General features: G+C 74.1%; 17 protein-coding genes. 11 read left to right on the top strand and 6 right to left on the bottom strand.

Going from position 1 to position 22,221, the window contains the following annotated elements; translation table 11 throughout:
• The first annotated feature begins 256 nt into the window (after positions 1-256).
• From AB0I49_RS10315 to AB0I49_RS10295, 5 genes are all read left to right on the top strand, one after another.
• Complete coding sequence (locus AB0I49_RS10315; RefSeq protein ID WP_363226438.1) at positions 257-1,231, top strand: OB-fold domain-containing protein; 975 nt, start codon at positions 257-259, stop codon at positions 1,229-1,231.
• On the top strand, positions 1,231-2,301 hold the full coding sequence (locus AB0I49_RS10310) for a thiolase domain-containing protein (protein WP_363226437.1): 1,071 nt from the start codon (positions 1,231-1,233) through the stop codon (positions 2,299-2,301). Before AB0I49_RS10315 ends, AB0I49_RS10310 begins: the two co-directional genes overlap by 1 nt.
• The gene (locus AB0I49_RS10305; RefSeq protein WP_363226436.1) at positions 2,298-3,464 is read left to right on the top strand and encodes a thiolase domain-containing protein; all 1,167 of its coding nucleotides are present in this window, start codon (positions 2,298-2,300) and stop codon (positions 3,462-3,464) included. Before AB0I49_RS10310 ends, AB0I49_RS10305 begins: the two co-directional genes overlap by 4 nt.
• A gap of 188 nt (positions 3,465-3,652) precedes the next feature.
• Positions 3,653-3,889 carry a DUF397 domain-containing protein gene (locus AB0I49_RS10300; protein ID WP_363226434.1) on the top strand — a complete coding sequence of 79 codons (237 nt, stop codon included), beginning with the start codon at positions 3,653-3,655 and terminating at the stop codon, positions 3,887-3,889.
• Positions 3,890-4,052: 163 nt separating this feature from the next.
• Positions 4,053-4,553: a hypothetical protein gene (locus AB0I49_RS10295; RefSeq protein WP_363226433.1), complete on the top strand. Its 501-nt coding sequence runs from the start codon at positions 4,053-4,055 to the stop codon at positions 4,551-4,553.
• Positions 4,554-4,611: 58 nt separating this feature from the next.
• On the opposite strand, the gene AB0I49_RS10290 is transcribed toward AB0I49_RS10295, so the two are convergent.
• Entirely contained in the window at positions 4,612-6,615 is a 2,004-nt protein-coding gene (locus AB0I49_RS10290) for an N-acetylmuramoyl-L-alanine amidase (RefSeq protein ID WP_363226432.1), read from the bottom strand.
• A gap of 324 nt (positions 6,616-6,939) precedes the next feature.
• A complete protein-coding gene (locus AB0I49_RS10285; protein WP_363226430.1) occupies positions 6,940-8,085 on the bottom strand; it encodes an aminoglycoside phosphotransferase family protein in 1,146 nt (381 codons plus the stop codon).
• A gap of 234 nt (positions 8,086-8,319) precedes the next feature.
• Here AB0I49_RS10285 and AB0I49_RS10280 point away from each other — a divergent pair, with 234 nt between their 5' ends.
• Positions 8,320-9,819 (top strand): hypothetical protein, encoded by a 1,500-nt coding sequence (locus AB0I49_RS10280; RefSeq protein ID WP_363226429.1) that lies wholly within the window; start codon positions 8,320-8,322, stop codon positions 9,817-9,819.
• Positions 9,820-9,916: 97 nt separating this feature from the next.
• Here AB0I49_RS10280 and AB0I49_RS10275 read toward each other — a convergent pair whose 3' ends face one another.
• Positions 9,917-11,368, bottom strand: a complete 1,452-nt coding sequence (locus AB0I49_RS10275; RefSeq protein ID WP_363226428.1) for a SpoIIE family protein phosphatase — start codon at positions 11,366-11,368, stop codon at positions 9,917-9,919.
• Positions 11,369-11,690: 322 nt separating this feature from the next.
• On the opposite strand from AB0I49_RS10275, the gene AB0I49_RS10270 reads away from it, so the two are divergent.
• On the top strand, positions 11,691-13,118 hold the full coding sequence (locus tag AB0I49_RS10270; RefSeq protein ID WP_363226427.1) for a HEAT repeat domain-containing protein: 1,428 nt from the start codon (positions 11,691-11,693) through the stop codon (positions 13,116-13,118).
• A gap of 91 nt (positions 13,119-13,209) precedes the next feature.
• A complete protein-coding gene (locus tag AB0I49_RS10265; protein ID WP_363226425.1) occupies positions 13,210-16,809 on the top strand; it encodes a hydantoinase B/oxoprolinase family protein in 3,600 nt (1,199 codons plus the stop codon).
• Between the two features lie 43 nt (positions 16,810-16,852).
• Here AB0I49_RS10265 and AB0I49_RS10260 read toward each other — a convergent pair whose 3' ends face one another.
• The 3 genes from AB0I49_RS10260 to AB0I49_RS10250 are packed head-to-tail and all read right to left on the bottom strand — an operon-like array spanning position 16,853 to position 19,097.
• Positions 16,853-17,719, bottom strand: a complete 867-nt coding sequence (locus AB0I49_RS10260) for a biotin-dependent carboxyltransferase family protein (protein ID WP_363226424.1) — start codon at positions 17,717-17,719, stop codon at positions 16,853-16,855.
• The gene (locus AB0I49_RS10255; protein WP_363226423.1) at positions 17,716-18,336 is read right to left on the bottom strand and encodes an allophanate hydrolase subunit 1; all 621 of its coding nucleotides are present in this window, start codon (positions 18,334-18,336) and stop codon (positions 17,716-17,718) included. Before AB0I49_RS10255 ends, AB0I49_RS10260 begins: the two co-directional genes overlap by 4 nt.
• Entirely contained in the window at positions 18,333-19,097 is a 765-nt protein-coding gene (locus AB0I49_RS10250) for a 5-oxoprolinase subunit PxpA (protein WP_363226422.1), read from the bottom strand. The genes AB0I49_RS10255 and AB0I49_RS10250 overlap by 4 nt, the downstream gene beginning before the upstream one ends.
• A 294-nt stretch (positions 19,098-19,391) precedes the next feature.
• Here AB0I49_RS10250 and AB0I49_RS10245 point away from each other — a divergent pair, with 294 nt between their 5' ends.
• The 3 genes from AB0I49_RS10245 (at position 19,392) to AB0I49_RS10235 (ending at position 22,098) form a co-directional block, all read left to right on the top strand.
• The gene (locus tag AB0I49_RS10245) at positions 19,392-20,108 is read left to right on the top strand and encodes a GntR family transcriptional regulator (protein ID WP_363226421.1); all 717 of its coding nucleotides are present in this window, start codon (positions 19,392-19,394) and stop codon (positions 20,106-20,108) included.
• 227 nt (positions 20,109-20,335) lie between these two features.
• The gene (locus AB0I49_RS10240) at positions 20,336-21,133 is read left to right on the top strand and encodes a DUF969 domain-containing protein (RefSeq protein WP_363226420.1); all 798 of its coding nucleotides are present in this window, start codon (positions 20,336-20,338) and stop codon (positions 21,131-21,133) included.
• A complete protein-coding gene (locus tag AB0I49_RS10235; RefSeq protein WP_363226419.1) occupies positions 21,130-22,098 on the top strand; it encodes a DUF979 domain-containing protein in 969 nt (322 codons plus the stop codon). Before AB0I49_RS10240 ends, AB0I49_RS10235 begins: the two co-directional genes overlap by 4 nt.
• The last annotated feature ends 123 nt before the right edge of the window (positions 22,099-22,221 follow it).

Genomic DNA, 22,221 nt, shown 5'->3' with positions numbered 1-22,221 from the left:
CGCGCCACGGCAGCCGCCGGAAAGACCCGTACGGCGTAGACGGCCGCGAGTCCGCGTGCCGCCAGCCCGCATACCGCGAGCCCGCCTGCCGCCAGCCCGCCTGCCGCGTGACCGTCGCCGCCCGGGCGCTGCCGCCGGCCGAAACCCTCTCCGCCCCGCGCCGCGGACCCCGCGCGTCCGGCCGCGAAACCGCGTGCCGCGCGAGCGCCGCCCCGCCAGGGAAATGACACAGGCCCTACGCGAAGGAGACCACCGCATGTCACCCGCCCCGGCGCCCGAGGCGCTGAGCGCTCCCCTCACCGTCGAATTCCCCTTCACCCGCTCCCTCGGGCCCGTGCAGAGCGCGTTTCTCACCGGGCTTCGCGAGCGCGTACCGCTCGGGGTCAGGACGGGCGACGGCCGGGTACTCGTGCCGCCCGTCGAGTACGACCCGGCCACCGCCGAAGAGCTGCGCGAACTCGTCGAGGTCGCGCCCACCGGGACCGTCACCACCTGGGCGTGGAACCCGGCGCCCCGCCCCGACCAGCCCCTGCCCACCCCCTTCGCCTGGGTCCTCGTCCGGCTCGACGGCGCCGACACGGCCCTCCTCCACGCGCTCGACGCGCCGGGACCCGAGGCCGTGCGCACCGGGATGCGCGTCCGTATCCGCTGGGCCGCCGAGCGCGCCGGGGCCATCACCGACATCGCGTGCTTCGAGCCGCACGGGGGCGGACCGCACGAGAGCGGGCCCGGCGGCGAAGCACGGCCGCACGACGGGGAGTTCGCCGACCCCGTCACCGGCATCGTGGCCCCCGCCCGCCTCGACTACCGCCACTCGCCCGGCCGCGCCCAGACCCGCTACCTCGCCGCGCTCGCCGAGCACAAGACCGTCGGCGAGCGCTGCCCCTCCTGCCGCAAGGTGTACGTGCCGCCCCGCGGCGCCTGCCCCACCTGCGGCGTCGCCACCGCCGAACAGGTGGAGGTCGGGCCGCGCGGCACCGTCACCACCTACTGCATCGTGAACATCAAGGCGAAGAACCTCGACATCGAAGTCCCCTACGTCTACGCCCACATCGCGCTCGACGGCGCCGACCTCGCACTGCACGCCCGCATCGGCGGCATCCCCTACGACCAGGTCCGCATGGGCCTGCGCGTGGAGCCGGTGTGGACGGACGGCGGGCGCTACCCCGACCACTACCGGCCCACCGGCGAACCGGACGCCGACTACGACGCGTACAAGGAGCTGCTGTGATGCCCGACGCACCGGAAGTGGCCATCGTCGCCTTCGGGCAGAGCGAGCACCGCCGGAACACCGCGGACCTCTCCGAAGTCGAAATGCTGCTCCCCGTCCTCACCCGCACCCTCGGCCAGGTCGGACTCACCGCCGGCGAAACGGACTTCACCTGCTCGGGATCGAGCGACTACCTGGCCGGCCGCGCCTTCTCCTTCACCATGGCACTCGACGGCGTGGGGGCCTGGCCGCCCATCTCCGAGTCCCACGTCGAGATGGACGGCGCCTGGGCGTTGTACGAGGCGTGGGTCAAGCTCCGCACCGGCGAGGCGGAGACCGCGCTCGTCTACGCGTACGGCAAGTCCTCGCCCGGCGAGCTCCGCGACGTCCTCACCCGCCAGCTCGACCCCTACTACCTCGCGCCCCTGTGGCCCGACTCCGTCTCCCTGGCCGCGCTCCAGGCCCAGGCGCTCATCGACGCCGGCGACACCGACGAGAGGGCCCTCGCCGCCATCGCCGCCCGCAGCCGCACCGCCGCCGAGGACAACCCCGACGCCCAGCTGCGCGGCTCGGTCCCGCCCGAACGGCTGCTCGGCGCCGACTACCTCGTACAGCCGCTGCGCGGGCACGACGCGCCGCCCATCGGCGACGGCGCCGCCGCCGTCGTCCTCGCCGCCGGGGACACGGCGCGCCGGCTCTGCCCGCGGCCCGCGTGGATCAAGGGCATCGACCACCGCGTCGAACCGCACTCCCTGGGCGTGCGCGACCTCACCGACTCGCCCTCCACCCGCCTCGCCGCCGAGCGCGCCGGAGCCTTCGACGCCCCCGTCGACACCGCCGAACTGCACGCCCCCTTCACCTCCCAGGAAGTCGTCCTGCGCAAGGCGCTGCGGCTCGCCGACGACGTCGCGGTCAACCCCTCCGGCGGCGCCCTCGCCGCCAACCCGATGATGGCGGCGGGCCTCATCCGCCTCGGCGAGGCCGCGGCCCGCATCCACCGCGGCGCCTCCGACCGGGCGCTCGCCCACGCCACCTCGGGCCCCTGCCTCCAGCAGAACCTGGTCGCCGTACTGGAAGGAGACCCCCGATGAGCAAGGAGCCCGTCGCGGTCGTCGGGATCGGCCAGACCAAACACGTCGCCGCGCGCCACGACGTGTCCATCGCCGGACTCGTCCGGGAAGCGGCGAGCCGGGCGCTCCAGGACGCCGGACTGGGCTGGTCCGACATCGACGCCGTCGTCATCGGCAAGGCCCCCGACTTCTTCGAGGGTGTCATGATGCCGGAGCTCTACCTCGCCGACGCCCTCGGCGCCGTCGGCAAACCCATGCTGCGCGTGCACACCGCGGGCTCCGTCGGCGGCTCCACCGCCCTCGTCGCCGCCAACCTCGTCGTCGCCCGCGTCCACCGCACCGTGCTGACCCTCGCCTTCGAGAAGCAGTCCGAGTCCAACGCCATGTGGGGCCTCTCGCTGCCCGTCCCCTTCCAGCAGCCGCTGCTGGCCGGGGCCGGCGGCTTCTTCGCGCCGCACATCCGCGCGTACATGCGGCGCACCGGAGCCCCCGACACCGTCGGCTCCCTCGTCGCGTACAAGGACCGCCGCAACGCCCTGAAGAACCCCTACGCGCACCTCCACGAGCACGACATCACCCTGGAGAAGGTGCAGTCCTCACCGATGCTGTGGGACCCCGTCCGCTACTCCGAGACCTGTCCGTCCTCCGACGGCGCCTGCGCCATGGTCCTCACCGACCGGGGCGGTGCGGACCGCGCGCCGCACCCGCCCGCCTGGGTGCACGGCGGCGCGATGCGCAGCGAACCCACCCTCTTCGCGGGCAAGGACTTCGTATCGCCGCAGGCCGGCAAGGACTGCGCCGCCGACGTCTACCGGCAGGCGGGCATCGCCGACCCGCGCCGGGAGATCGACGCCGTCGAGATGTACGTGCCGTTCAGCTGGTACGAGCCGATGTGGCTGGAGAACCTCGGCTTCGCCGCCGAGGGCGAGGGCTGGAAACTCACCGAGTCGGGCGTCACGGAACTCGACGGCGACCTGCCCGTCAACCCCTCCGGCGGGGTCCTCTCCACCAACCCCATCGGCGCCTCCGGCATGATCCGCTTCGCGGAGGCCGCCCTCCAGGTGCGCGGCCAGGCGGGGGAGCACCAGGTGGACGGCGCGCGCAAAGCGCTGGGCCACGCCTACGGAGGCGGCGCGCAATTCTTCTCCATGTGGCTCGTCGGCGCCGAGCCGCCGGCTTCCTGAAGGGCCAGCCCCCGTCGACTTCCTGAACGGCGTCCGGGACGGGCGTACGGACCCGGCCCCGCGACCCGTCCGGCGCCCCACCCGCACCGCGCCCGGACGGGGCGCACGGACCTGCCTCCGCGGCCTGTCCGGCGCCCGCCCCGATCGCTAGGGTGGGGCCCGGACGACCGACCGGGAGGAGCACGGACGTGGCGGACAGCACGACTGAGCATCCGGCAGGCAGCACGAAGCCGCAGCTCGACCTGAGCAACGCCCAGTGGCAGTCGAGCAGTCAGGGATCCGGCGATGTGCAGGTCGCCTTCGTGGAGGGGTACATCGCCATGCGCGACGGCCGCAGTCCGGAGGGCCCGTCGCTGATCTTCAACCCCGGTGAGTGGCGCGCGTTCGTACTGGGCGCGCGGGACGGGGAATTCGACCTCACCTGACGCACCCGGCGCGACCGGCCGGGGCGGCTCCGGCCCAGGGCCCTCCCCGGCCGCGCCGGAACCTCCGCGGCCGGTTCCCGCCCCGGCCCGCCGGGCGCGGGACGGGCCGCGACCGCCCCGGGCCCGGAGACGCGAAGGGCCGCCGGGCACGTACGATGTGGGCATGTCGTTCCTCCGCCGCCGCAGCGCCGCCACGCCCACCGGGCCGGACTTCGACGTCCTCGCCATGGACCCGGGGGACTGGCCCGGGGACCTCGGAGCCGGGCTGCTGCCCGCGCCCGACGGCAGCTGCCAGGGCGTCTTCCTGCGCTACGACCTCTTCGGAGGGCGCGGACCCGCGATGATCATCGGCAATCTGCCCGAGGGCTCCCCGGCCCGCGACCTCTCCGACGGGCAGGTGCCGTTCGAGGTGCAGCAGCTGCTCGCCGCGCTCGACAACGACGAGCCGGTGCACGTGGTGGAGACCGAGGACACCCCGGTCATGCACGAGGACAACCTGCTGATCGTGCGGCGTGTCAAGTGCTCCGAGAGCCGCATCTCCTGCGCCCAGTTCGACCGCAGCGACGGCGTGCTCGTCACCATCGCCAGCTGGGACCGGCCGATCACCGACGAGCTGTACCAACTGCTCAAGCCGCTCCCCGCCGAGCTGTTCCAGCAGGGCTGAGCGCGGGGCCCGGCCGCCGCCGGACCCCGCGGCCCCGTATGTCACCCGTCCGCGTGAATCACCGGCCGGAGGGGCGCAGCGTCACATCGGCCGCCCGCACGTAGCCGACCCGGTGCCCCGCCTGGATCTCGTAGTACACGTCCTTGCCGCGCACCACCGCGTGCCCGGCCGGATCGAACGTCGCCGCCCACAGGTACTCGGCCGCGGCCCTGCCGCCCACCGCGTACGCCTGCCCGGCGAGCAGCCGGTACGGCAGCGGCGAGACGGTCTGCACCGGAACCCCGGCCGGGTACGCGGCCTTCTCCGGGTACGCGCGTCCGTACACCGGAATCCCGCCAGGGCGCGGCTTCGGGACGGCGACGAGGCCCTTGGCGTCCACGGCGGTCGGCCGGGCGTGCGGGTTGCGGAACCACGCCTTCTGCCCGAGGTACCAGATCGCCGTCCAGTCGCCGTGGCGCCCGGCCAGGGCGAACCGCTGCCCGGTGGAGGCGCGGGCCCCGGTGTCGTTGACTCCGGTCGTGGAGTCGCCGCCGTCGGGGCGCAGCCCGATGTCCTTGACCAGCGGCGCGTTCTCGCTCGGCGCGGTGTGCAGCCGCACCGCCCCCGACCCGTGCGGCGCGCAGGTCTGCCCGGCCTTGTCGCAGTCCGTGTACACGGGCTGGTGGCGGGCGTAGTCCGGCGCCACGGTCACCAGCCCGCCGTGCGGGCCCGCGGTGCGGTGGAAGGGCCTGCCCAGCAGCTCGAAGTAGTGCGCCCAGTCCCAGTACGGGCCCGGGTCGGTGTGCATGCCCTTGACCGTGGCGGCCGTCGTGCCCGGCACATTGTCGTGGCCCAGGATGTGCTGCCGGTCCAGCGGGATGCGGAGCTTGTGGGAGAGGTACTTCACCAGCCGGGCGGAGGTCCGGTACATCGCCTCCGTGTACCAGGCGTCGGGCGCGGTGAGGAACCCCTCGTGCTCGATGCCGACGGACTTGGAGTTCACATACCAGTTGCCGGCGTGCCAGGCGACGTCCTTGGTCGGCACATGCTGCGCGATGTGGCCGTCCGAGGAGCGGACGGTGTAGTTCCAGGAGACGTACGTCGGGTCCTTGATCAGCTTGAGGGTGGTGTCCCAGCTGCCCTCGGTGTCATGGATGACGATGTAGTCGACCCGCTGCGACTTCGGGCGGTCGGCCAGGTCGTGGTTGCCGAAGTCGCCGTCCCCGAACCGCTCGTACGGGGCCGGGACCGACTCGCACGCCACGGAGCGCGGGCACTCGACGCCGCGGCCCTCACCGCCCGTACGGGGCTGGGCCGAGGTTCCGGCGGGCAGGCCGAGCCGCCGCAGTTGCGCGGTGTCGGCCCGTAGCGAGGGGGCGGCCGGGAGCGTCACGCGCTGGCCCTGATCGGTGGTGCGGGACTGGCCGCCGCGCAGGACGTCGTAGACGTCGCCCGCGAACACGGCGGCGGTCGCGGCGTCCGAGGCGCCCGAATAGCTCGCCACCGCCGCGTACCAGTCGGCGGGATCCGCGCTCGGCGGCAGCCCCAGCCGCCGCTGCTCGGCGGCGAGCAGCGCGGCGCCGCCCCGGACGTTGGCCGCGGCGTCCTGCCGCAGCGTGCCGCGCGGCAGGCCGGTCAGGGCGGCGGCCCGGTCCAGGGTGCGCAGCCGTGCGGGCACTTCGGCCGTCCGGGGGAGGCGGTCGCGTACGGGCGTCCAGGGCCGGGCGCCGTCGCCGCGGGGGTCCTCGCCGGCGTCGCTGTGGTGCGGCGCGTCGGCCAGGGCCGTACGGGCGTCCGTGAGGTGCATCGGGCCGTAGCCGCCGGTGACGCTCGGCGCGCCGCCGTGGCCGTCCCAGCGGGACTCCAGATAGGCGACACCGAGCAGGACGCCCGGCGGCACGTGGTAGGCGGCCGCCGCGTCGGCGAACGAGCGCTGGAGCGCGCCGGAGGGCGGTGGCGCGGCGGTGGCGGACGGGCCGGCCGCCACCAGCGGCAGCAGCAGGGCGGCGGTCGCCGACGCGGCGGCCGCGGCGCGCAGGGCGCGGCCACGGCGTCTCAGCCGCCCCGAATCGTTTCTTCGCAAAGCCGAACGAGCTGTATGAGCCGTACGAGCCGTACGAGTCGAACGGGCTGGACGCGGGGGGAGTGCGGGCAGTGCGGGCAGTGCGGGCAACGCAGCCTCCTCAAGCCGGGCCGTGCCGTGCGCCGGGGCGGATGGTGCGCGTGGGCGGGCGGAGCCGGATCCACTAAGAGGTACCCCTGGGCGACGCGGCGTCAATCATGCTTGAGGGAGAGGGTTTCGCACATCAGTGCCCATGCGGGGGAGTTTCCCGGAACAGGCGCACGGACCTGCGGCGCGTCACAGGTCCCAACCGGTGACGCGCCGCGCAGAGGTCGAACCCCGGTGTCAGCGGGTGCCGACCGCGGCCCGCACGGCACGCCGTGCGAGCGCGCAGTCGTCGTGCAGCCGCCGGAGCAGCAGCCGCTGCTCCTCACCGCTCTCGGCCGCGCCCGGAGCCGCCGGGGCGGGGTCGTGCATGGTGCGCTGCACGGCCGTCTCATAGGTGCGGATCTCGCGCGTCAGCACCATCATCAGGTTCACCAGGAAGGCGTCGCGCGCCGCGGAGCCGCTCTGCTGGGCGTGCTGACTGATCTGGCGGCGCGCCACGGGGGCGGCGTCCCCGAGGACGGTCCACAGCGTCGCCAGGTCATAGCCCGGCAGATACCAGCCCGCCTGGTCCCAGTCGACGAGCACGGGCCCGGCCGGGGACAGCAGGATGTTCGAGAGCAGGGCGTCGCCGTGGCAGAACTGCCCCTGCGCGTGCGAGAGCCCGCGCAGCAGCTGCTGGAGGTCGCCGAGGTCCCGGTCGGTCAGCAGCCCCAGTTCGTGGAAGCGGGCGATGCGCTTGCCGTAGTCCAGCGGCATCTCGAACAGCCCGGCCGGGGGCCGCCACTGGTTGATCCGGTGCACGGCGCCGAGCGCGGCCCGCACGTCCGCGCGCGGCGGCGTCTCGACCGGGTGCCGCTGCGTGGCCGCCACCCGTCCCGGCATCCGCTCGACGACCAGGGCGCAGTTGTCCGGATCGGCCGCGATGAGCCGGGGGACGCGCACCGGCGGCCGGTGCCGCACGAACGCGCGGTATGCGGCTATTTCATGCCGGAAGCGCTCGGCCCAGACAGGAGAGTGGTCCAGTAAACACTTGGCGACCGCTGTGCTGCGCCCGGTCGTGCCGATCAGGATCGCGGACCGGCCGCTGTGCCGCAGGACCTGCACCGGGCTGAACTCCGGACAGATGCGGTGCACGGAGGCGATGGCCGCGCGCAGCTGGGCGCCCTGCGGGCCGGACAGGTCGATTCTCCCGCTGACCGGCTGGGAACGGCCCGCTCCCTGGGGCCGCTTGAGCCGCCCGCCGGGCCCGCCGACGCCGGGAGGGGCGCCGGGGGCGATCCCCGCTCCGGCGGCATGGCTGGGGTCGAGATAGGGCCCCCCGCCGGCCGGCTGCGGACGGTAGGGCCGAGGCGGAGCGGACACGGAGGACGACGCTGCGTACATGGGCGATACAGATCCCTTCGTGTGCCGACGAATTGCGTGCGCGCCCCGGTCCCGGATGCCATGGGCACCCTGGGGAATGCGGTCCGGCTGCCGGGCCCGGGTGGCGCGTTCCTACATCACACCCGCTCGCGGGTGGCACACCATCTGGCGCACCCTGGCGAACCCTGGCGAATACTCGCGTGGCCCATGACGGCCCGATACCTTCAAGTCAGCCGAGGAACCTGGGGGCTTGACGTGATGAGGGAACCCAACACCCGACTTTCGGACCTGTTCGGCCTGGCCGGCTGGTCCAAGGGGGAGCTCGCGAGGCTGGTGAACCGGCAGGCGGCGGCCATGGGCCACCCGCAGCTGGCCACCGACACCTCGCGGGTGCGGCGCTGGATCGACACGGGGGAGTGCCCCCGCGACCCCGTGCCGAAGGTGCTGGCGGCCCTCTTCACCGAGCGTCTCGGTCGTGTCGTGACCATCGAGGACCTCGGGTTCGCGAAGCAGGGGCGCGCAGGGAAGAAGCAGTCCGTGGACGGACTGCACTGGCCCCCCGGGCGTACGGCCGCGGTCCTCACCGAATTCACGGGAATGGACCTCATGCTCAATCGACGTGGATTGGTGGGCGCGGGCGCCGCGCTCGCCACAGGTTCCGCACTCAGCAGCACGCTCCACGACTGGCTGAAATCCGATCAGACCCTCGCCTTCGACGCCCCCCGCGTCGACGATCCCCTGTCCTCCCTCTCCGCGATGACGGCGGATCCGGCCAGTTACGACCGGTACGAAGCGGCCCCCGTGGGGTCCCAGGAGATCGACGCCCTGGAGAGCTCGGTCGACGTCTTCCGCGCCTGGGACGCGTCGCGCGGCGGCGGTCTCCAGCGCAAGGCCGTCATCGGCCAGCTCAACGAGGTGGGCGGCATGCTCGCCTACCACCATCCCGAGCAGCTGCAGCGCAGGCTGTGGGGGGTGGCGGCCAATCTGGCGGTCCTCGCGGGGTGGATGTCCCACGACGTCGGCCTGGAGCCCACCGCCCAGAAGTACTTCGTGATCGCCGCGCACGCGGCCCGCGAGGGCGGCGACCGGCCGCGGGCCGGCGAGGCGCTCTCCCGGGCCGCCCGCCAGATGGTCCACCTCGGCCGCCCGGACGAGGCGCTGGACCTCATGAAGCTGGCGCAGCGCGGCTCGGGCGCGGAGACCCTCCCGCGCACGCGGGCGATGCTCTGCACCGTCGAGGCGTGGGCGCAGGCGTCGATGGGCCGCGGCCAGGCCATGCGCCGCTCCCTGGGCCGGGCGGAGGAGCTCTTCGCCGAGGACAAGGGCGATGTGCCGCCGCCGAGTTGGATGCAGATGTTCGACGAGGCGGACCTGCACGGCATGCAGGCCCTGGCCTTCCGTACGCTCGCGGAGCGCGACCCGTCGGTGGCCCGCGTCGCGCAGGGTCACGCCAAGGCGGCGCTGGCGCTGCGGGTGGACGGCCGTGACCGGTCGAAGGTCTTCGACCACATCTCGATGGCGTCGGCCTGCTTCATCGGCAGCGACCCGGAGCAGGCCGACCGGTACGCGAGGATGGCGCTGTCCACCATCGGCCACACCTCGTCCCACCGCACCTGGGACCGGCTGCGCGAGATGTACCGCCTCACCGGGCGGTACGCGAGCGACGGCGGTATCCGGCAGCTGCGCGCGGAGATCCGGCAGGCGCTGCCGAAGGCGCCCAGGAGCGCTCCGGCGAGCAGGAGCAGTGCCGTGTGAGGCGGGGGAGCACCGCGGGAAGCGCGCGCGGCGCCGGCCGCCTTGAAGGCTGTTCGCCCTGAGGGCCGTTCGAGGACGGTCTGCTTCCGGTGCCGGGTCAGGAGCCGATGCGCGCGATCAGTACGCACGCGTCGTCTTCGCGCTCCTCGCCGCCGAACTCCTCCACCACGGCCCGTACGCACTCCTGCGCGTCCCGGGCGGCGGCGAACCGCGGCGCGAGCGCCAGCAGCCGGTCGGGGCCCCGCTCCACGTCCAGCTCCGGGCTGCGCGGTGAGAGGCCGTCGGTGTGCAGCACGAGCAGGTCACCGGGGAGCAGCCCCTCCTCGGCCTGCGCGTAACGCGCGCCGGACATCGCCCCGAGCAGCACGCCCTCGGGCGGCTGGAGGGCGCGCCCCGCCCCGTCGCGGAACAGCAGCGGCGCGGGGTGGCCGGCCTGGGACCAGGACAGGGTGCGGCCGGCGGGCTCGTACCGGCAGCAGATCGCGCTGCCCAGGGCGGGCTGCGCGGACGCGTCGAGCATCTGGTTGAGCCAGCCCATGAGCGGGCCGGGCGCGGCGCCGGACACCGCCATCCCGCGCAGCGCGCCGAGCAGCATCGCCACGCCGGAGGTGGCGCTCACGCCGTGCCCGGTGAGGTCGCCGACGCTGAGCAGGGTCTGCCCGTCGGGCAGCTGGAGTGCGTCGAACCAGTCGCCGCCGATCAGGGCGCTGGTCGAGGAAGGGAGGTAGTGCCCGGCGATGTCGAGGGAGGCCGGGCCCCCCTGCGGGAGCCTCAGGGAGCCGTGCCAGGGCGGCAGCACGGCCTCCTGGAGCTCGACCGCGAGCCGGTGCTCGGTCCGCGCGATGTGCCGCTGGCGCTGCAGGCTGTCACGGCTGTCGTGCACCGCGCGCTGGCTCCGGCGCAGCTCGCTGACGTCGCGCAGCACCGCCCACATGGACGCCGTGCTGCCGTCGGAGGCGAGCACGGGCTCGCCCATCATGTGCACCGTGCGCTGGCCGCCGTCCGGGCGCAGGATGCGGAACTCGTCGTCGATCGGCTTGCCGTCCACCAGGCAGTCCGTGACCCTGGCCGTCAGCAGCTCCTGGTCCTCCGAGTGGAGGCAGGAGGGCAGCTCGTCCAGGGTCGGCGCGCCGTCCGCGCGGTTCCGGCCGAAGATCTGGAACAGCTCCTCGGACCAGGTCACGTCGTCGGTCAGCAGATTCCACTCGGCGCTGCCGACCCGCTTGAGCAGCGCGCCGCGCTCCTGCTCGGGCGGGGCCACGGGCAGCGGCGGGCGGTACGGCTCCGGCTCCAGCAGCTCGGTGGGCACCCCCTCGCGCAGCTGGCCGAGGTGCGCGCCGAGGTCGTCGAGGTGGTGCACGGCCAGCTCGCACAGCGCGCGCTGCCAGCGGACCTGCGGATCGTCCAGCTGCTCCTCGTCCACCGCGGCCTCCCGGCGGACGGCGTCCACGTCGCCGCGGAGCCTTCGGGTCTGCGAGATGAGGGCGTCCACCGCGCCGCGCTCCGGCGGCTGGGCGGGTGAACGGTCCGCGAAGAGGGGGGACGGCATGTACGTTCTCCGATTGACGCGCGGCGCGGCCGGCTCGGGCGGATCTGGCGAAGTGGGCCGGTAACGACTGTTGCACAGGGAGCGACGCCGCGTAAGGGATTTGGCACTACCCGATACGGTGGTGCTTCTGGCATATGCCACCGGCGCGGCGGGCGAGCGTTGGCCGGAACTCGGCGGAATCTGCTGCTCCGGGTAGGCTGCGCCGCGCGGAAGCACCGAGGTCCGCACTGTTCACCCGGCATAGGACGGGCGGACACCGGCAAGAATGCCGGACGACGGAAATCCCGTTGCCACCGAAGTCCCCGCACCGGATGCTGACCCCATGTTCGATCCAGACATAGCGCCCAGCGGCACCCTGCTCGGCCTCTTGCAGAGAGGCCGCGGCGACGGGACCCTGCACGCCCTCGCGGCCCCGCGGGCCGAGGCGCTCACCGCGCTGCACCACTGCGTGCTCCGCGACCCCCGGCGCGACTGGCAGGTCGAGAACCGCTCGCTCTACTACGCGCGCCTCCACATGGAGCTCGACGGCCCCCTGGACGAGATCGAACACCACCTCTTCCACCCCGAGGACCTCCTCGACCCGCAGGAGGAGCGCACCGGCCTCTGCCTCTCGGTCCTCGGCCACCTCGCCTCCTATGGCCGCCGCGAGGCGCTGCTGCTGCTGCGCCGCTACGCCGCCACCGGCTCCAACTGGGCCTGGGCCCTCGACGAGCTCGCCCTGCGCGACGACGACACGGGCCTGGCCGGCCTCGGGGAGCTCATTCTCGCCAGGTTCCCGCGGACCCCCGAGGGCGACGCGGCCCTCACCGCCGCCGTACGCGACGCGTTCGAGCCACGGCCCTGGCGGCTGTGGGCCGACGACGCCCTCTCCCCGGCCACGGCCGCCCGTGTGCGCGCCGCCGGCGAACAGGGCTCCTTCGACCGCTGGCGGCGCCAGCTCCGGCCGGCCGGCCCCGGCCCGGGCTGGAGCGTGCGGGAAGTGCTCGACTGGGCCCAGCAGGGCCTGGACATGCACCCCACCCAGCACCGCCACGTCCCCGCGACCCGCTGTCTGACCGCCGTCGCCGGCCCCGAGGACCGCCTGGAGATCATCGAGGCCGCGACGGGCGGCCCCGAGGCCGCCCGCGCCACCGCCCTGCGCTATCTCGCCGAACACCACGACCCGCGCGCCCTCGACCTCATCGAGAGCGCCGTGGAGGACCCGAGCACCCTCGTCTCGGAAGCCGCCGTCACCGCCTTCGAGCGGATGCGCAGCACCGCCGCCCTCGTACGGGCCCGGGCCTGGCTGCACCGCACCGATGCCCTCGGCGACGCGGCCGCCGGGATGCTCGCCTGCCGGGGCGCGGAGTACGACGCCGGGCCCGTGCTGGGCGCGCTGCGCCGGACCGTACGGACCGAGGGCCCCGACGCCGGGGTGCTCTGGGACCTCGTCGACGGCGCCGGCCGCCTCTCCATCGGCTGCGCCGCGCCCGTCCTGCGCCACGTCTACCGCGAGACGTCCTCTTCCCACCTGCGCGGGCGCGCCGCCCGCGCGCTCGCCGCCACCGACCCCTCTTTCGCGGCGGGCTTCGCCGTCGAGTGCCTGTGGGACTGCGAGGAGACCACCCGCGAGCTCGCCGCCCGGCACGCCGCCACCGCGGACGACCGTGTCGTCGACCAGCTCCGCCGGCTCGCCGCGGACCCGGCCGAGGAGGCCGAGGTCCAGACCGCGGTACGCAGCCGCATCGGGCCGGACGCGCCCGCGGTGTAGCGGGGCCGGGGCGCGGCCCCCGTGGGCATACCGCCCGTACCGGCCGGGAAGGTTCCCGCGCAACCGCGAACGGCGCTGCCACAATGGCCGGATGACAGGGCTCTGGGAGTTTTGGGTCGACCGCGGCGGGACGTTCACCGACGTGGTGGCCAAGCGTCCGGACGGCAGCCTGCACACGCGCAAACTGCTGTCCCACAACCCCGAGCGGTATCAGGACGCCGCCGTCGCCGGCATCAGGCTGGCCCTGGAGCTCGGTCCCGGCGAACCGATCCCCGCCGAGCGGATCGCCGTGGTCAAGATGGGCACCACCGTCGCCACCAACGCGCTCCTCGAACGCAAGGGCGAGCCGACCGTGCTCGTCACCACCGAAGGGTTCCGGGACGCGCTGCGCATCGCCTACCAGAACCGGCCGCGCCTCTTCGACCGCCGCATCGTGCTGCCCGAGGCGCTGTACGGGCGCGTCATCGAGGCGCGGGAGCGGATCGCGGCCGACGGCGGCGTCGTACGGCCCCTGGACCTGGACGCGGTGAGCGCGGAACTGCGCGCGGCGCGCGACGACGGCTACCGCAGCGCGGCCGTCGTCTTCCTGCACGGATATCGGTACGCCGAGCACGAGAAGGAGGCCGCCGAGGCGGCCCGCGGCCTCGGCTTCACGCAGGTCAGCTGCTCCCACGAGGTCAGCCCGCTGATGAAGCTCGTACCGCGCGGCGACACCACGGTGGTCGACGCCTACCTCTCCCCGGTCCTCGGCCGCTACGTCGAGGAGGTCGCGAGCGAACTGCGCGGCGTGCGGCTGATGTTCATGCAGTCCAACGGCGGACTGCGGGAGGCCGCGCACTTCCGCGGCAAGGACGCGGTCCTCTCCGGGCCCGCGGGCGGCGTCGTGGGCATGGCGCGCGCCGCCGCCGAGGCCGGCCACGACCGCGTCATCGGCTTCGACATGGGCGGCACCTCCACCGACGTGTCGCATTACGCGGGGGAGTTCGAGCGGGTCTTCGGCACGGAGGTCGCCGGGGTGCGGATGCGCGCCCCCATGATGAACATCCACACCGTGGCGGCGGGCGGCGGCTCCGTCCTGCACTTCGACGGACGGCGCTACCGGGTGGGCCCCGACTCGGCGGGGGCCGTGCCCGGCCCCGCCTGTTACCGGGGCGGCGGCCCGCTGACCGTCACCGACGCCAACGTCATGCTGGGCCGCGTGCAGCCCGAGTGCTTCCCGGCCGTGTTCGGGCCCGACGGGGACCGGACGCTCGACGCGGAGACCGTCGCCGAGCGGTTCGCCGCACTCGCCGACGAGATCGCGGAGGCGGCCGGCGACCGCCGACGGCCCGAGGAGGTCGCCGCCGGGTTCCTGGAGATCGCCGTCCTCAACATGGCGAACGCCGTGAAGAAGATCTCCGTGCAGCGCGGCCGCGACGTCACCCGCTACGCGCTCACCACCTTCGGCGGCGCGGGCGGCCAGCACGCGTGCGCGGTCGCCGACGCCCTCGGCATCACCACCGTGATCGTGCCGCCGCTCGCCGGGGTGCTCTCCGCCTACGGCATCGGGGTCGCCGACGCCACCGCCATGCGCGAGCAGGCCGTCGAGACCGAACTGGGCGAGGAGACCCTGCCCGCACTGCGCGCGGAGGCGGGGCGGCTGGCCGAGCGGACCCGCGCCGACCTCCTCGCCGACGGCGTCGAGGAACGGGCCCTCACCACGAGCGCCAAGGTCCAGCTGCGCTACGCGGGCACCGACGCGAGCCTCGCCGTGACCCTGGACGGCGTCGGCGCGATGACCGAGGAGTTCCTGCGGCTCCACCGCGCCCGCTACGGCTTCACCATGGACAAGCCGATCGTCGCCGAGGCCGTATCGGTGGAGACGGTCGGGGCGGCCGGCGGCACGGCCCGGCCGGCCGTCGCAGCCGCGGCGCGCGACGGGGCCTCGCAACCCGTCGCGACCGTACGGACCTTCATGGCGGACCGGTGGCAGGACACCCCGCTGTACCAGCGCGACGGCCTCGGCCCCGGCGCCGCCGTCACCGGCCCCGCGATCATCGCCGAGCCCGACGCCACCACCGTCGTCGACCCCGGATGGCAGGCGGCCCCGGGCGACCACGGCCACCTCCTGCTCACGCGCGCACGGCCGCGGCCCCGCACCGCCGCCGTCGGCACCGACGTCGACCCCGTCATGCTGGAGGTCTTCAACAGCCTCTTCATGACCATCGCCGAGCAGATGGGACTGCGCCTGGAGAACACCGCGCACTCCGTCAACATCAAGGAGCGCCTCGACTTCTCCTGCGCCCTCTTCGACGCCGACGGCAATCTGATCGCCAACGCCCCGCACATCCCGGTGCACCTCGGCTCGATGGCGGACTCCATCAAGGAGGTGCTGCGCCGCAACGGCGACGGCATGCGCCCCGGCGACGTGTACGCGATCAACGACCCGTACCACGGCGGCACCCACCTGCCGGACGTCACCGTCATCACGCCCGTCTTCGACGACACGGGACCCGGGGAACTGCTCTTCCTCGTCGCCTCGCGCGGCCACCACGCGGAGATCGGCGGGATCACCCCCGGCTCGATGCCCGCCTTCAGCCGCACCATCGAGGAGGAGGGCATCCTCTTCGACAACTGGCCGCTGGTCCGCGACGGCCGGCTCCGCGAGGAGGAGACCCGCGCACTGCTCGCCTCCGGCCCCTACCCCTCCCGCGCGCCCGACGCCAACCTCGCCGACCTGCGCGCCCAGATCGCCGCCAACGAGAAGGGCGTACAGGAACTGCGCGCCATGGTCGAGCAGTTCGGGCTGGACGTCGTACGGGCCTATATGGGGCACGTGCAGGACAACGCGGAGGAATCCGTGCGCCGCATCGTGGCGGGGCTCACCGACGGCTCCTGCCGCTACGAGACGGACAGCGGCGCGGTGATCCGCGTGGCGCTGCGCGTGGACCGCGCGGAGCGCAGCGCCGTACTGGACTTCGCGGGGACCTCGCCCCAGCAGGAGGGCAACGCCAATGCCCCCAGGTCGGTGGTGACGGCGGCCGTGCTCTATGTCTTCCGGACGCTCGTGGCCGACGACATCCCGCTCAACAGCGGCTGCCTCAAGCCCCTCACCGTCCGCATCCCCGAGGGCTCGATGCTCGCCCCCGTCTTCCCGGCGGCCACCGTCGCGGGGAACGTGGAGACCTCCCAGGCCGTCACCGGCGCCCTGTACTCGGCGCTCGGCGTGCAGGCGGAGGGGTCCGGCACGATGAACAACGTCACCTTCGGCAACGACCGCACCCAGTACTACGAGACTCTGGCGAGCGGCTCCGGCGCGGGCAACGGCTTCGATGGCGCGGACGCCGTGCAGACCCATATGACCAACTCCCGGCTGACCGACCCCGAGGTCCTGGAGTGGCGCTATCCGGTGCGGGTGGAGAGTTTCTCGGTACGGGCGGACGGCGGCGGGCGCGGCCGGTGGCACGGAGGCCGGGGCGTCGAGCGGCGCATCCGCTTCCTGGAGCCCATGACCGTCGCGCTGCTCACCGGCCACCGCAGGGTCGCCCCGTACGGCATGGCGGGCGGCGAGCCGGGCGCGCGCGGCGAGAACCTCATCGAGCGGGCGGACGGCGCGGTGGAGCCGCTGGCCGGCTGCGATGTGGCGGAGGCGCGGACGGGGGACGTGCTCGTCGTCCGCACCCCCGGCGGGGGCGGCTACGGCGCCGTATGACCGCCTCGCGCGGTATTTCGCGCGGTTTTACGCGGTACGGGCGTCAGGGCCGCTCGGGCACGAAGCGGACGGGCGTGCCCGGCACGGCCTGGGCGGCGGCCGGAAGCCAACGCTCCGGGACGACGCCCACGACCGGGTAGCCGCCCGTCGTCGGATGGTCGGCGAGGAACAGCACGGGACGGCCGTCCGGCGGCACCTGCACCGCTCCCAGCACCATGCCCTCGCTGGGGAGTTCGCCCTCCTCGGCTCGTTCCAGCGGCGGTCCCTCGGTGCGCATCCCGATGCGGTTGCTCGCCGGGGACACCGCGTAGCCGCCCGAGGCCAGGGTGCGCAGGGCGGCCTCGGTGAACCAGTCGTCGCGGGGACCGAGCAGCACCGGCAACACCAACTCCCGCGCGGGGCCCGGAGAAGGCGCCACGTCCACGCCGACGGGCGCCGGGCGCGCCGGGCCGAGCGGCAGCGTCGCCCCGTCGGCCAGCGGCGGCGGACCGAGCCCGGACAGGACGTCGGTGGAGCGGCTGCCGAGCACCGGCTCGACGCCGACGCCGCCGGAGAACGCCAGATAGCAGCGGAGCCCGTGGGTGGGCGCGCCCACGTCGAGCACGGCGCCGTCCGGTACGCGCACGGCCGCTCCCCACGCCGCCGGGCGGCCGTCGACCGAGACCGGGCAGGGCGCACCGGTGACCGCGACGGTCACCGCGCCGCGCGCCCGTACGGCGCACCCCGTCAGCGTCGTCTCCACGGTGGCGGCGTCGGGCGGATTGCCGACGAGCCGGTTGGCGAGCCGGTGCGCCGGCTCGTCGAGGGCGCCCGCGCGCCCGACCCCGAGGTGGGCGTGGCCGGGCCGCCCCAGGTCCTGCACGGTGCTGAGCGCACCCGCCCGTACGACCGTGATCGCATGACTGCTCATCGGGCGCCCTCCGGTACGAAGCGGACCGAGGTCCCCGGCGCGAAGAGCGCCGCGGGCTCCCGCGAGTGGTCCCACAGCACGGCGTCCGAGGAGCCGACGAGCTGCCAGCCGCCCGGCGAGGAGCGGGGGTAGACGCCGGCGTACGGGCCCGCGAGGCCGAAGGAGCCGACGGGGACGCGCGTCCTGGGGGTGGCCCTGCGCGGCACGTGGTACCGCGGCGGCAGACCGGTGAGATAGCCGAAGCCGGGGGAGAAGCCGCAGAAGGCGACGCGGAACTCGGTGTCGGAGAGGATCCGTACGACCCCTTCGGGGGAGGTGTCCCACAGCTCGGCGACGTCCGCGAGGTCGGGGCCGTCGTAGCGGACCGCGATGTCGAGGGCGCCGCGCTGATCGCGGGCGAGCGGCGGGACGGTCCAGGTGGGCAGCTCGGCGGCGAGTCGGGCGGGGTCGGCGAGGCCGGAGAGCAGCACCGTGCGCGCGGCCGGGACGATCTCGCGGACGGGGGGCAGCTCGTGCGCGGCGGCCCGGCGCAGCAGCTCGGCGTGCAGGGCCTCGGCGGCGTCGCCGCTGTCCAGCTCGACGAGCAGGGCGCGGTCCCCGACGGGCAGGGCCCTCACGCGAAGGCCGCCACGCGCACGCCCGCGGCCTCCAGTTCGGCCCGCACCCGGCGGGCGAGGGCCGCGGCGCCGGGGGTGTCGCCGTGCAGGCACAGGGAGCGGGCGCGCACGCGCACGACGTCGCCGCCGGCCGAGGTCACCGTCCCCTCGCGGGCCAGGGCCACGGAGCGCTCGACGACGGCGTCCGGGTCGGTGATCACGGCGCCCGCCTCGCGGCGCGGCACGAGGGTGCCTTCCGCGGTGTAGGCGCGGTCGGCGAAGGCCTCGGCGACCACGTCCAGGCCCGCGCGCCCGGCCGCCTCGTGGAGCTGGGAGCCCGGCAGTCCGAGCACCGGGTACGGGCCGCCCGCGATCCGCACCCCCTCGACGACGGCGGCGGCCTGCTCCTCGTCGTGCACGCTGCGGTTGTAGAGCGCGCCGTGCGGCTTCACATAGGTGACGCGGGCGCCGGCGGCGCGGGCGAAGACCTCCAGCGCGCCGATCTGGTAGGCGATCTCCGCGGCGAGTTCGTCCGGCGGCACGTCCATGGAGCGCCGGCCGAACCCGGCGAGGTCGCGGTAGGAGACCTGGGCGCCGATGCCGACGCCGCGCTCGGCGGCCAGGTCGCAGACCCGGCGCATGGTGCTCGGGTCGCCGGCGTGGAAGCCGCAGGCGACGTTGGCGCTGGTGACGACGGAGAGCAGGCTGTCGTCGTCGGTGAGACTCCACCGTCCGAAACCCTCACCGAGGTCGGCGTTGAGGTCTATCACCGGGTCGGTCATGTGCGTCCGTTCCAGAGGTGCAGGGTCGGGGGCGGCCGCCCGGTCCGCGTCCGCGGTGGATGTCCATGGCGGCTGTGCACGGTGGCCACGCACTGTGGCTTTTCGCACTGGAGAACGCTGGATGGCGGCCGGGCCGAGCGGCTGTCCCGCCAAGTTAGAGGATCGTTGAACGATTAGACAAGAGGTGCAGGGCCCCGGTCCGCTATCTGGTTGTCTCGACCTTCGATCTGGGATTGACTTCTGGTGTCAACGCGGCCCCGGCCGGGGCCCGTCAGGGCGAAAGGCAGGCACAGCGTGGCGAAGGCGGTCGAGTCGGGACTCATCGAGGTCTCCGGCCTGGAGGGCGACCGGGTGCTGCTGGGGCGGCTCAGCACGGCGGAGCGGGTGGCCGACATACTGCGCGACCGGATCGCCTCGGGGTACTTCTCGCCAGGGGTGCGGCTCTCGGAGGAGAGCATCTGCGGCGCGCTGGGGGTCTCGCGCAACACCCTCCGCGAGGCGTTCCGGCTGCTCACGCACGAGCGGCTGCTGGTGCACGAACTCAACCGCGGGGTCTTCGTCCGTGTCGTGACCGTCGAGGACCTGGCCGACATCTACCGGGTGCGCGAGCTGGTGGAGTGCGCGGCGGTGCGCGGCCTCGGGAAGCCGCCCTACCGGCTGGCCCCGGTCATGGCCGCCGTCGCGGCGGGCGAGCGGGCCGCCCAGGACCGGGCCTGGCGGGACTTGTCCACCGCCAACATCCGCTTCCACCAGGCGCTGGTCGGGCTGGCCGGCAGCCCGCGGACGGACGAGCTGATGCGCGGCGTCCTCGCCGAACTCCGGCTGGTCTTCCATGTGATGGACGACCCGCGCCGCTTCCACGAGCCCTATCTCTCGCGCAACCGGCACATCCTGGAGGCCCTCCAGGCGGGCGCCGCCGCCGAGGCGGAGCGGCTGCTGGCCGGATACCTGGAGGACTCGCTGCGGCAGCTCTCGGGGGCCTACGCGGCCGAGGTGCCCGCCGGGGGGTGAGCCCGCCGGGCCTGCTCCGCGGAGAGCGGGCCCGGGCCGTCCGCGGGCCAGAGGAGAGACGCCCGCGGACCAGGTCAGAGCCGTCCCCGGGGCAGGGGAGAGGCGAAACGATCCGCCGGGAACGGTCAGGTGTCAAGCTCTTGTCTGATCGTTGAACGATCCTCTAACCTCCGGGACAGTCTCCTCACGCTCCAGGTGAGGTCCCTGGAACGCGGAAGGCGGGGCGCATGATCGTTCTCCTTGGCGTCCTCGTGGTGATCGTCGGTTTCGCCACGAGACGCAACCCCCTGCTGGTCGTCGGAGTGGCGGGCATAGCCACCGGACTGCTCGGCGGCCTCTCGCCGCAGAAGGTGATCGCCGCCTTCGGCGACGGCTTCGCCTCCAGCCGGGCGGTGACGATCTTCGCGATCACGCTCCCGGTCATCGGCCTCCTGGAGCGGTACGGGCTCCAGGAGCAGGCCCGCCGGCTGATCACCCGCTTCGCGGGGCTCACCACCGGCCGCTTCCTCGCCCTCTACCTGCTGCTGCGGCAGATCACCGCGGCCCTCGGCCTGCAGAGCGTCTTCGGCCACGCCCAGACGGTGCGCCCGCTCGCGGCCCCCATGGCCGAGGGCGCCGCCGAGCGGAAGAACGGGCCGCTGACCGACAAGGCCCGCGAGAAGGTGCGTTCCTTCGCCGCCAGCGCCGACAACGTCGGGCTCTTCTTCGGCGAGGACGTCTTCCTCGCGGTCGGCTCGATCCTGCTGATCACCGGGTTCGTCAACACCACGTACCACACCCACCTCGAACCGCTCCAGCTCGCGCTCTGGGCCATCCCGACCGCGATCTGCGCCCTCGTCATCCACGGCGGGCGGCTGCTGCGCCTCGACCGCCAGCTGGAGCGCGAACTCGGCGGCGGCACCACCAAGACCGCAGCCAAGGCCGCAGTCAAGGCCGCAGCCAAGGACAGCCCCAAGAGCGGCGACGGCGCCAAGCGCGCCGCGAAGACCGCTCCCAAGAACAGCGCACGGGGGAGCAACAAGTGATCAAGGCAGAGTGGTTCTACTGGCTGGTCGGCGCGATCTTCCTGGTCATGGCCGCGCAGATGGCCACCGACCGCACCAACCCCAAGCGCTTCGGCACCGCCGCCTTCTGGGGCCTGCTCGGCCTCGGCTTCGTCTACAGCACCTGGGTCGTCGACAAGTCGGCCCCGGCCGAGCCGCTGGGCGTGGCCGTCCTCGTCATGGTCTGCCTCGCGGGCTTCGGCTTCACCGGCCGCGGCAAGGTCCGTACGAGCACCCCCGAGGAGCGCGCCGCCAGCGCCGACCGGCTCGGCAGCAAGATCTTCGTACCCGCCCTCACCATCCCCGTCGTCGCCCTGGTCTGCGCGGTCGGCGTCAAGAAGCTGCGCATCGGCGGCGAGCCCGTCCTCCAGACGGGCAGCGAGACGATCCTCGGGCTCGGCATCGGCGCCATCGTCGCGCTCGCCGTCGCCATGATGATGATGCGCGAGAAGAAGATCTCCACCCCCATGCACGCGGGCCGCTCCATGCTGGAGGCCATGGGCTGGGCGATGCTGCTGCCGCAGCTGCTCGCCACCCTCGGCACCATCTTCTCGGTCTCGGGCGTCGGCGAGCAGGTCGGGAAGATCACCAAGTCGGTGCTGCCCGACGGCTCGGTGCTCATCGCCGTCATCGTCTACTGCGCGGGCATGTTCCTGTTCACCGTGGTCATGGGCAACGGCTTCGCCGCCTTCCCCGTGATGACCGCGGCCGTCGGCTGGCCCGTACTGGTGCAGCAGGCCCACGGCGAGCCCGCCATCATCCTCGCCATCGGCATGCTCTGCGGCTTCTGCGGCACACTGGCCACCCCCATGGCCGCCAACTTCAACGTCGTCCCAGCCGCGCTGCTGGAGCTCAAGGACCAGTACGGGCCCATCAAGGCCCAACTGCCCACCGCCGGCGCGCTGCTCGTCTGCAACATCGTGATCATGTACGCCTGCGCCTTCTGACACTCCGCGCTCTCCGGAACGGGGCGCGCCGCCGCGCGGCGCGGGCCCCGCGCGCGCCCGCGCCCCCCCCGGCCGCGGCCCCCCCCGGGGGGCCGCGCCGCGGCGCGGGGCGGGCCGCCGGGC

It is taken from the genome of Streptomyces sp. NPDC050617 (genome assembly GCF_040654795.1).
Classification (GTDB): domain Bacteria; phylum Actinomycetota; class Actinomycetes; order Streptomycetales; family Streptomycetaceae; genus Streptomyces.
Note: the sequence above shows the minus strand (reverse complement) of the source record. Positions and strands in the feature narration are given on the sequence as shown.

Bases quoted from the DNA above. Each gene is read 5' to 3' on its own strand.
- AB0I49_RS10315 (WP_363226438.1), top strand. From the start codon at position 257: ATGTCACCCGCCCCGGCGCCCGAGGCGCTGAGCGCTCCCCTCACCGTC.
- AB0I49_RS10310 (WP_363226437.1), top strand. From the start codon at position 1,231: ATGCCCGACGCACCGGAAGTGGCCATCGTCGCCTTCGGGCAGAGCGAG.
- AB0I49_RS10305 (WP_363226436.1), top strand. From the start codon at position 2,298: ATGAGCAAGGAGCCCGTCGCGGTCGTCGGGATCGGCCAGACCAAACAC.
- AB0I49_RS10295 (WP_363226433.1), top strand. From the start codon at position 4,053: ATGTCGTTCCTCCGCCGCCGCAGCGCCGCCACGCCCACCGGGCCGGAC.
- AB0I49_RS10285 (WP_363226430.1), bottom strand. From the start codon at position 8,085: ATGTACGCAGCGTCGTCCTCCGTGTCCGCTCCGCCTCGGCCCTACCGT.
- AB0I49_RS10275 (WP_363226428.1), bottom strand. From the start codon at position 11,368: ATGCCGTCCCCCCTCTTCGCGGACCGTTCACCCGCCCAGCCGCCGGAG.
- AB0I49_RS10270 (WP_363226427.1), top strand. From the start codon at position 11,691: ATGTTCGATCCAGACATAGCGCCCAGCGGCACCCTGCTCGGCCTCTTG.
- AB0I49_RS10265 (WP_363226425.1), top strand. From the start codon at position 13,210: ATGACAGGGCTCTGGGAGTTTTGGGTCGACCGCGGCGGGACGTTCACC.
- AB0I49_RS10260 (WP_363226424.1), bottom strand. From the start codon at position 17,719: ATGAGCAGTCATGCGATCACGGTCGTACGGGCGGGTGCGCTCAGCACC.
- AB0I49_RS10250 (WP_363226422.1), bottom strand. From the start codon at position 19,097: ATGACCGACCCGGTGATAGACCTCAACGCCGACCTCGGTGAGGGTTTC.
- AB0I49_RS10240 (WP_363226420.1), top strand. From the start codon at position 20,336: ATGATCGTTCTCCTTGGCGTCCTCGTGGTGATCGTCGGTTTCGCCACG.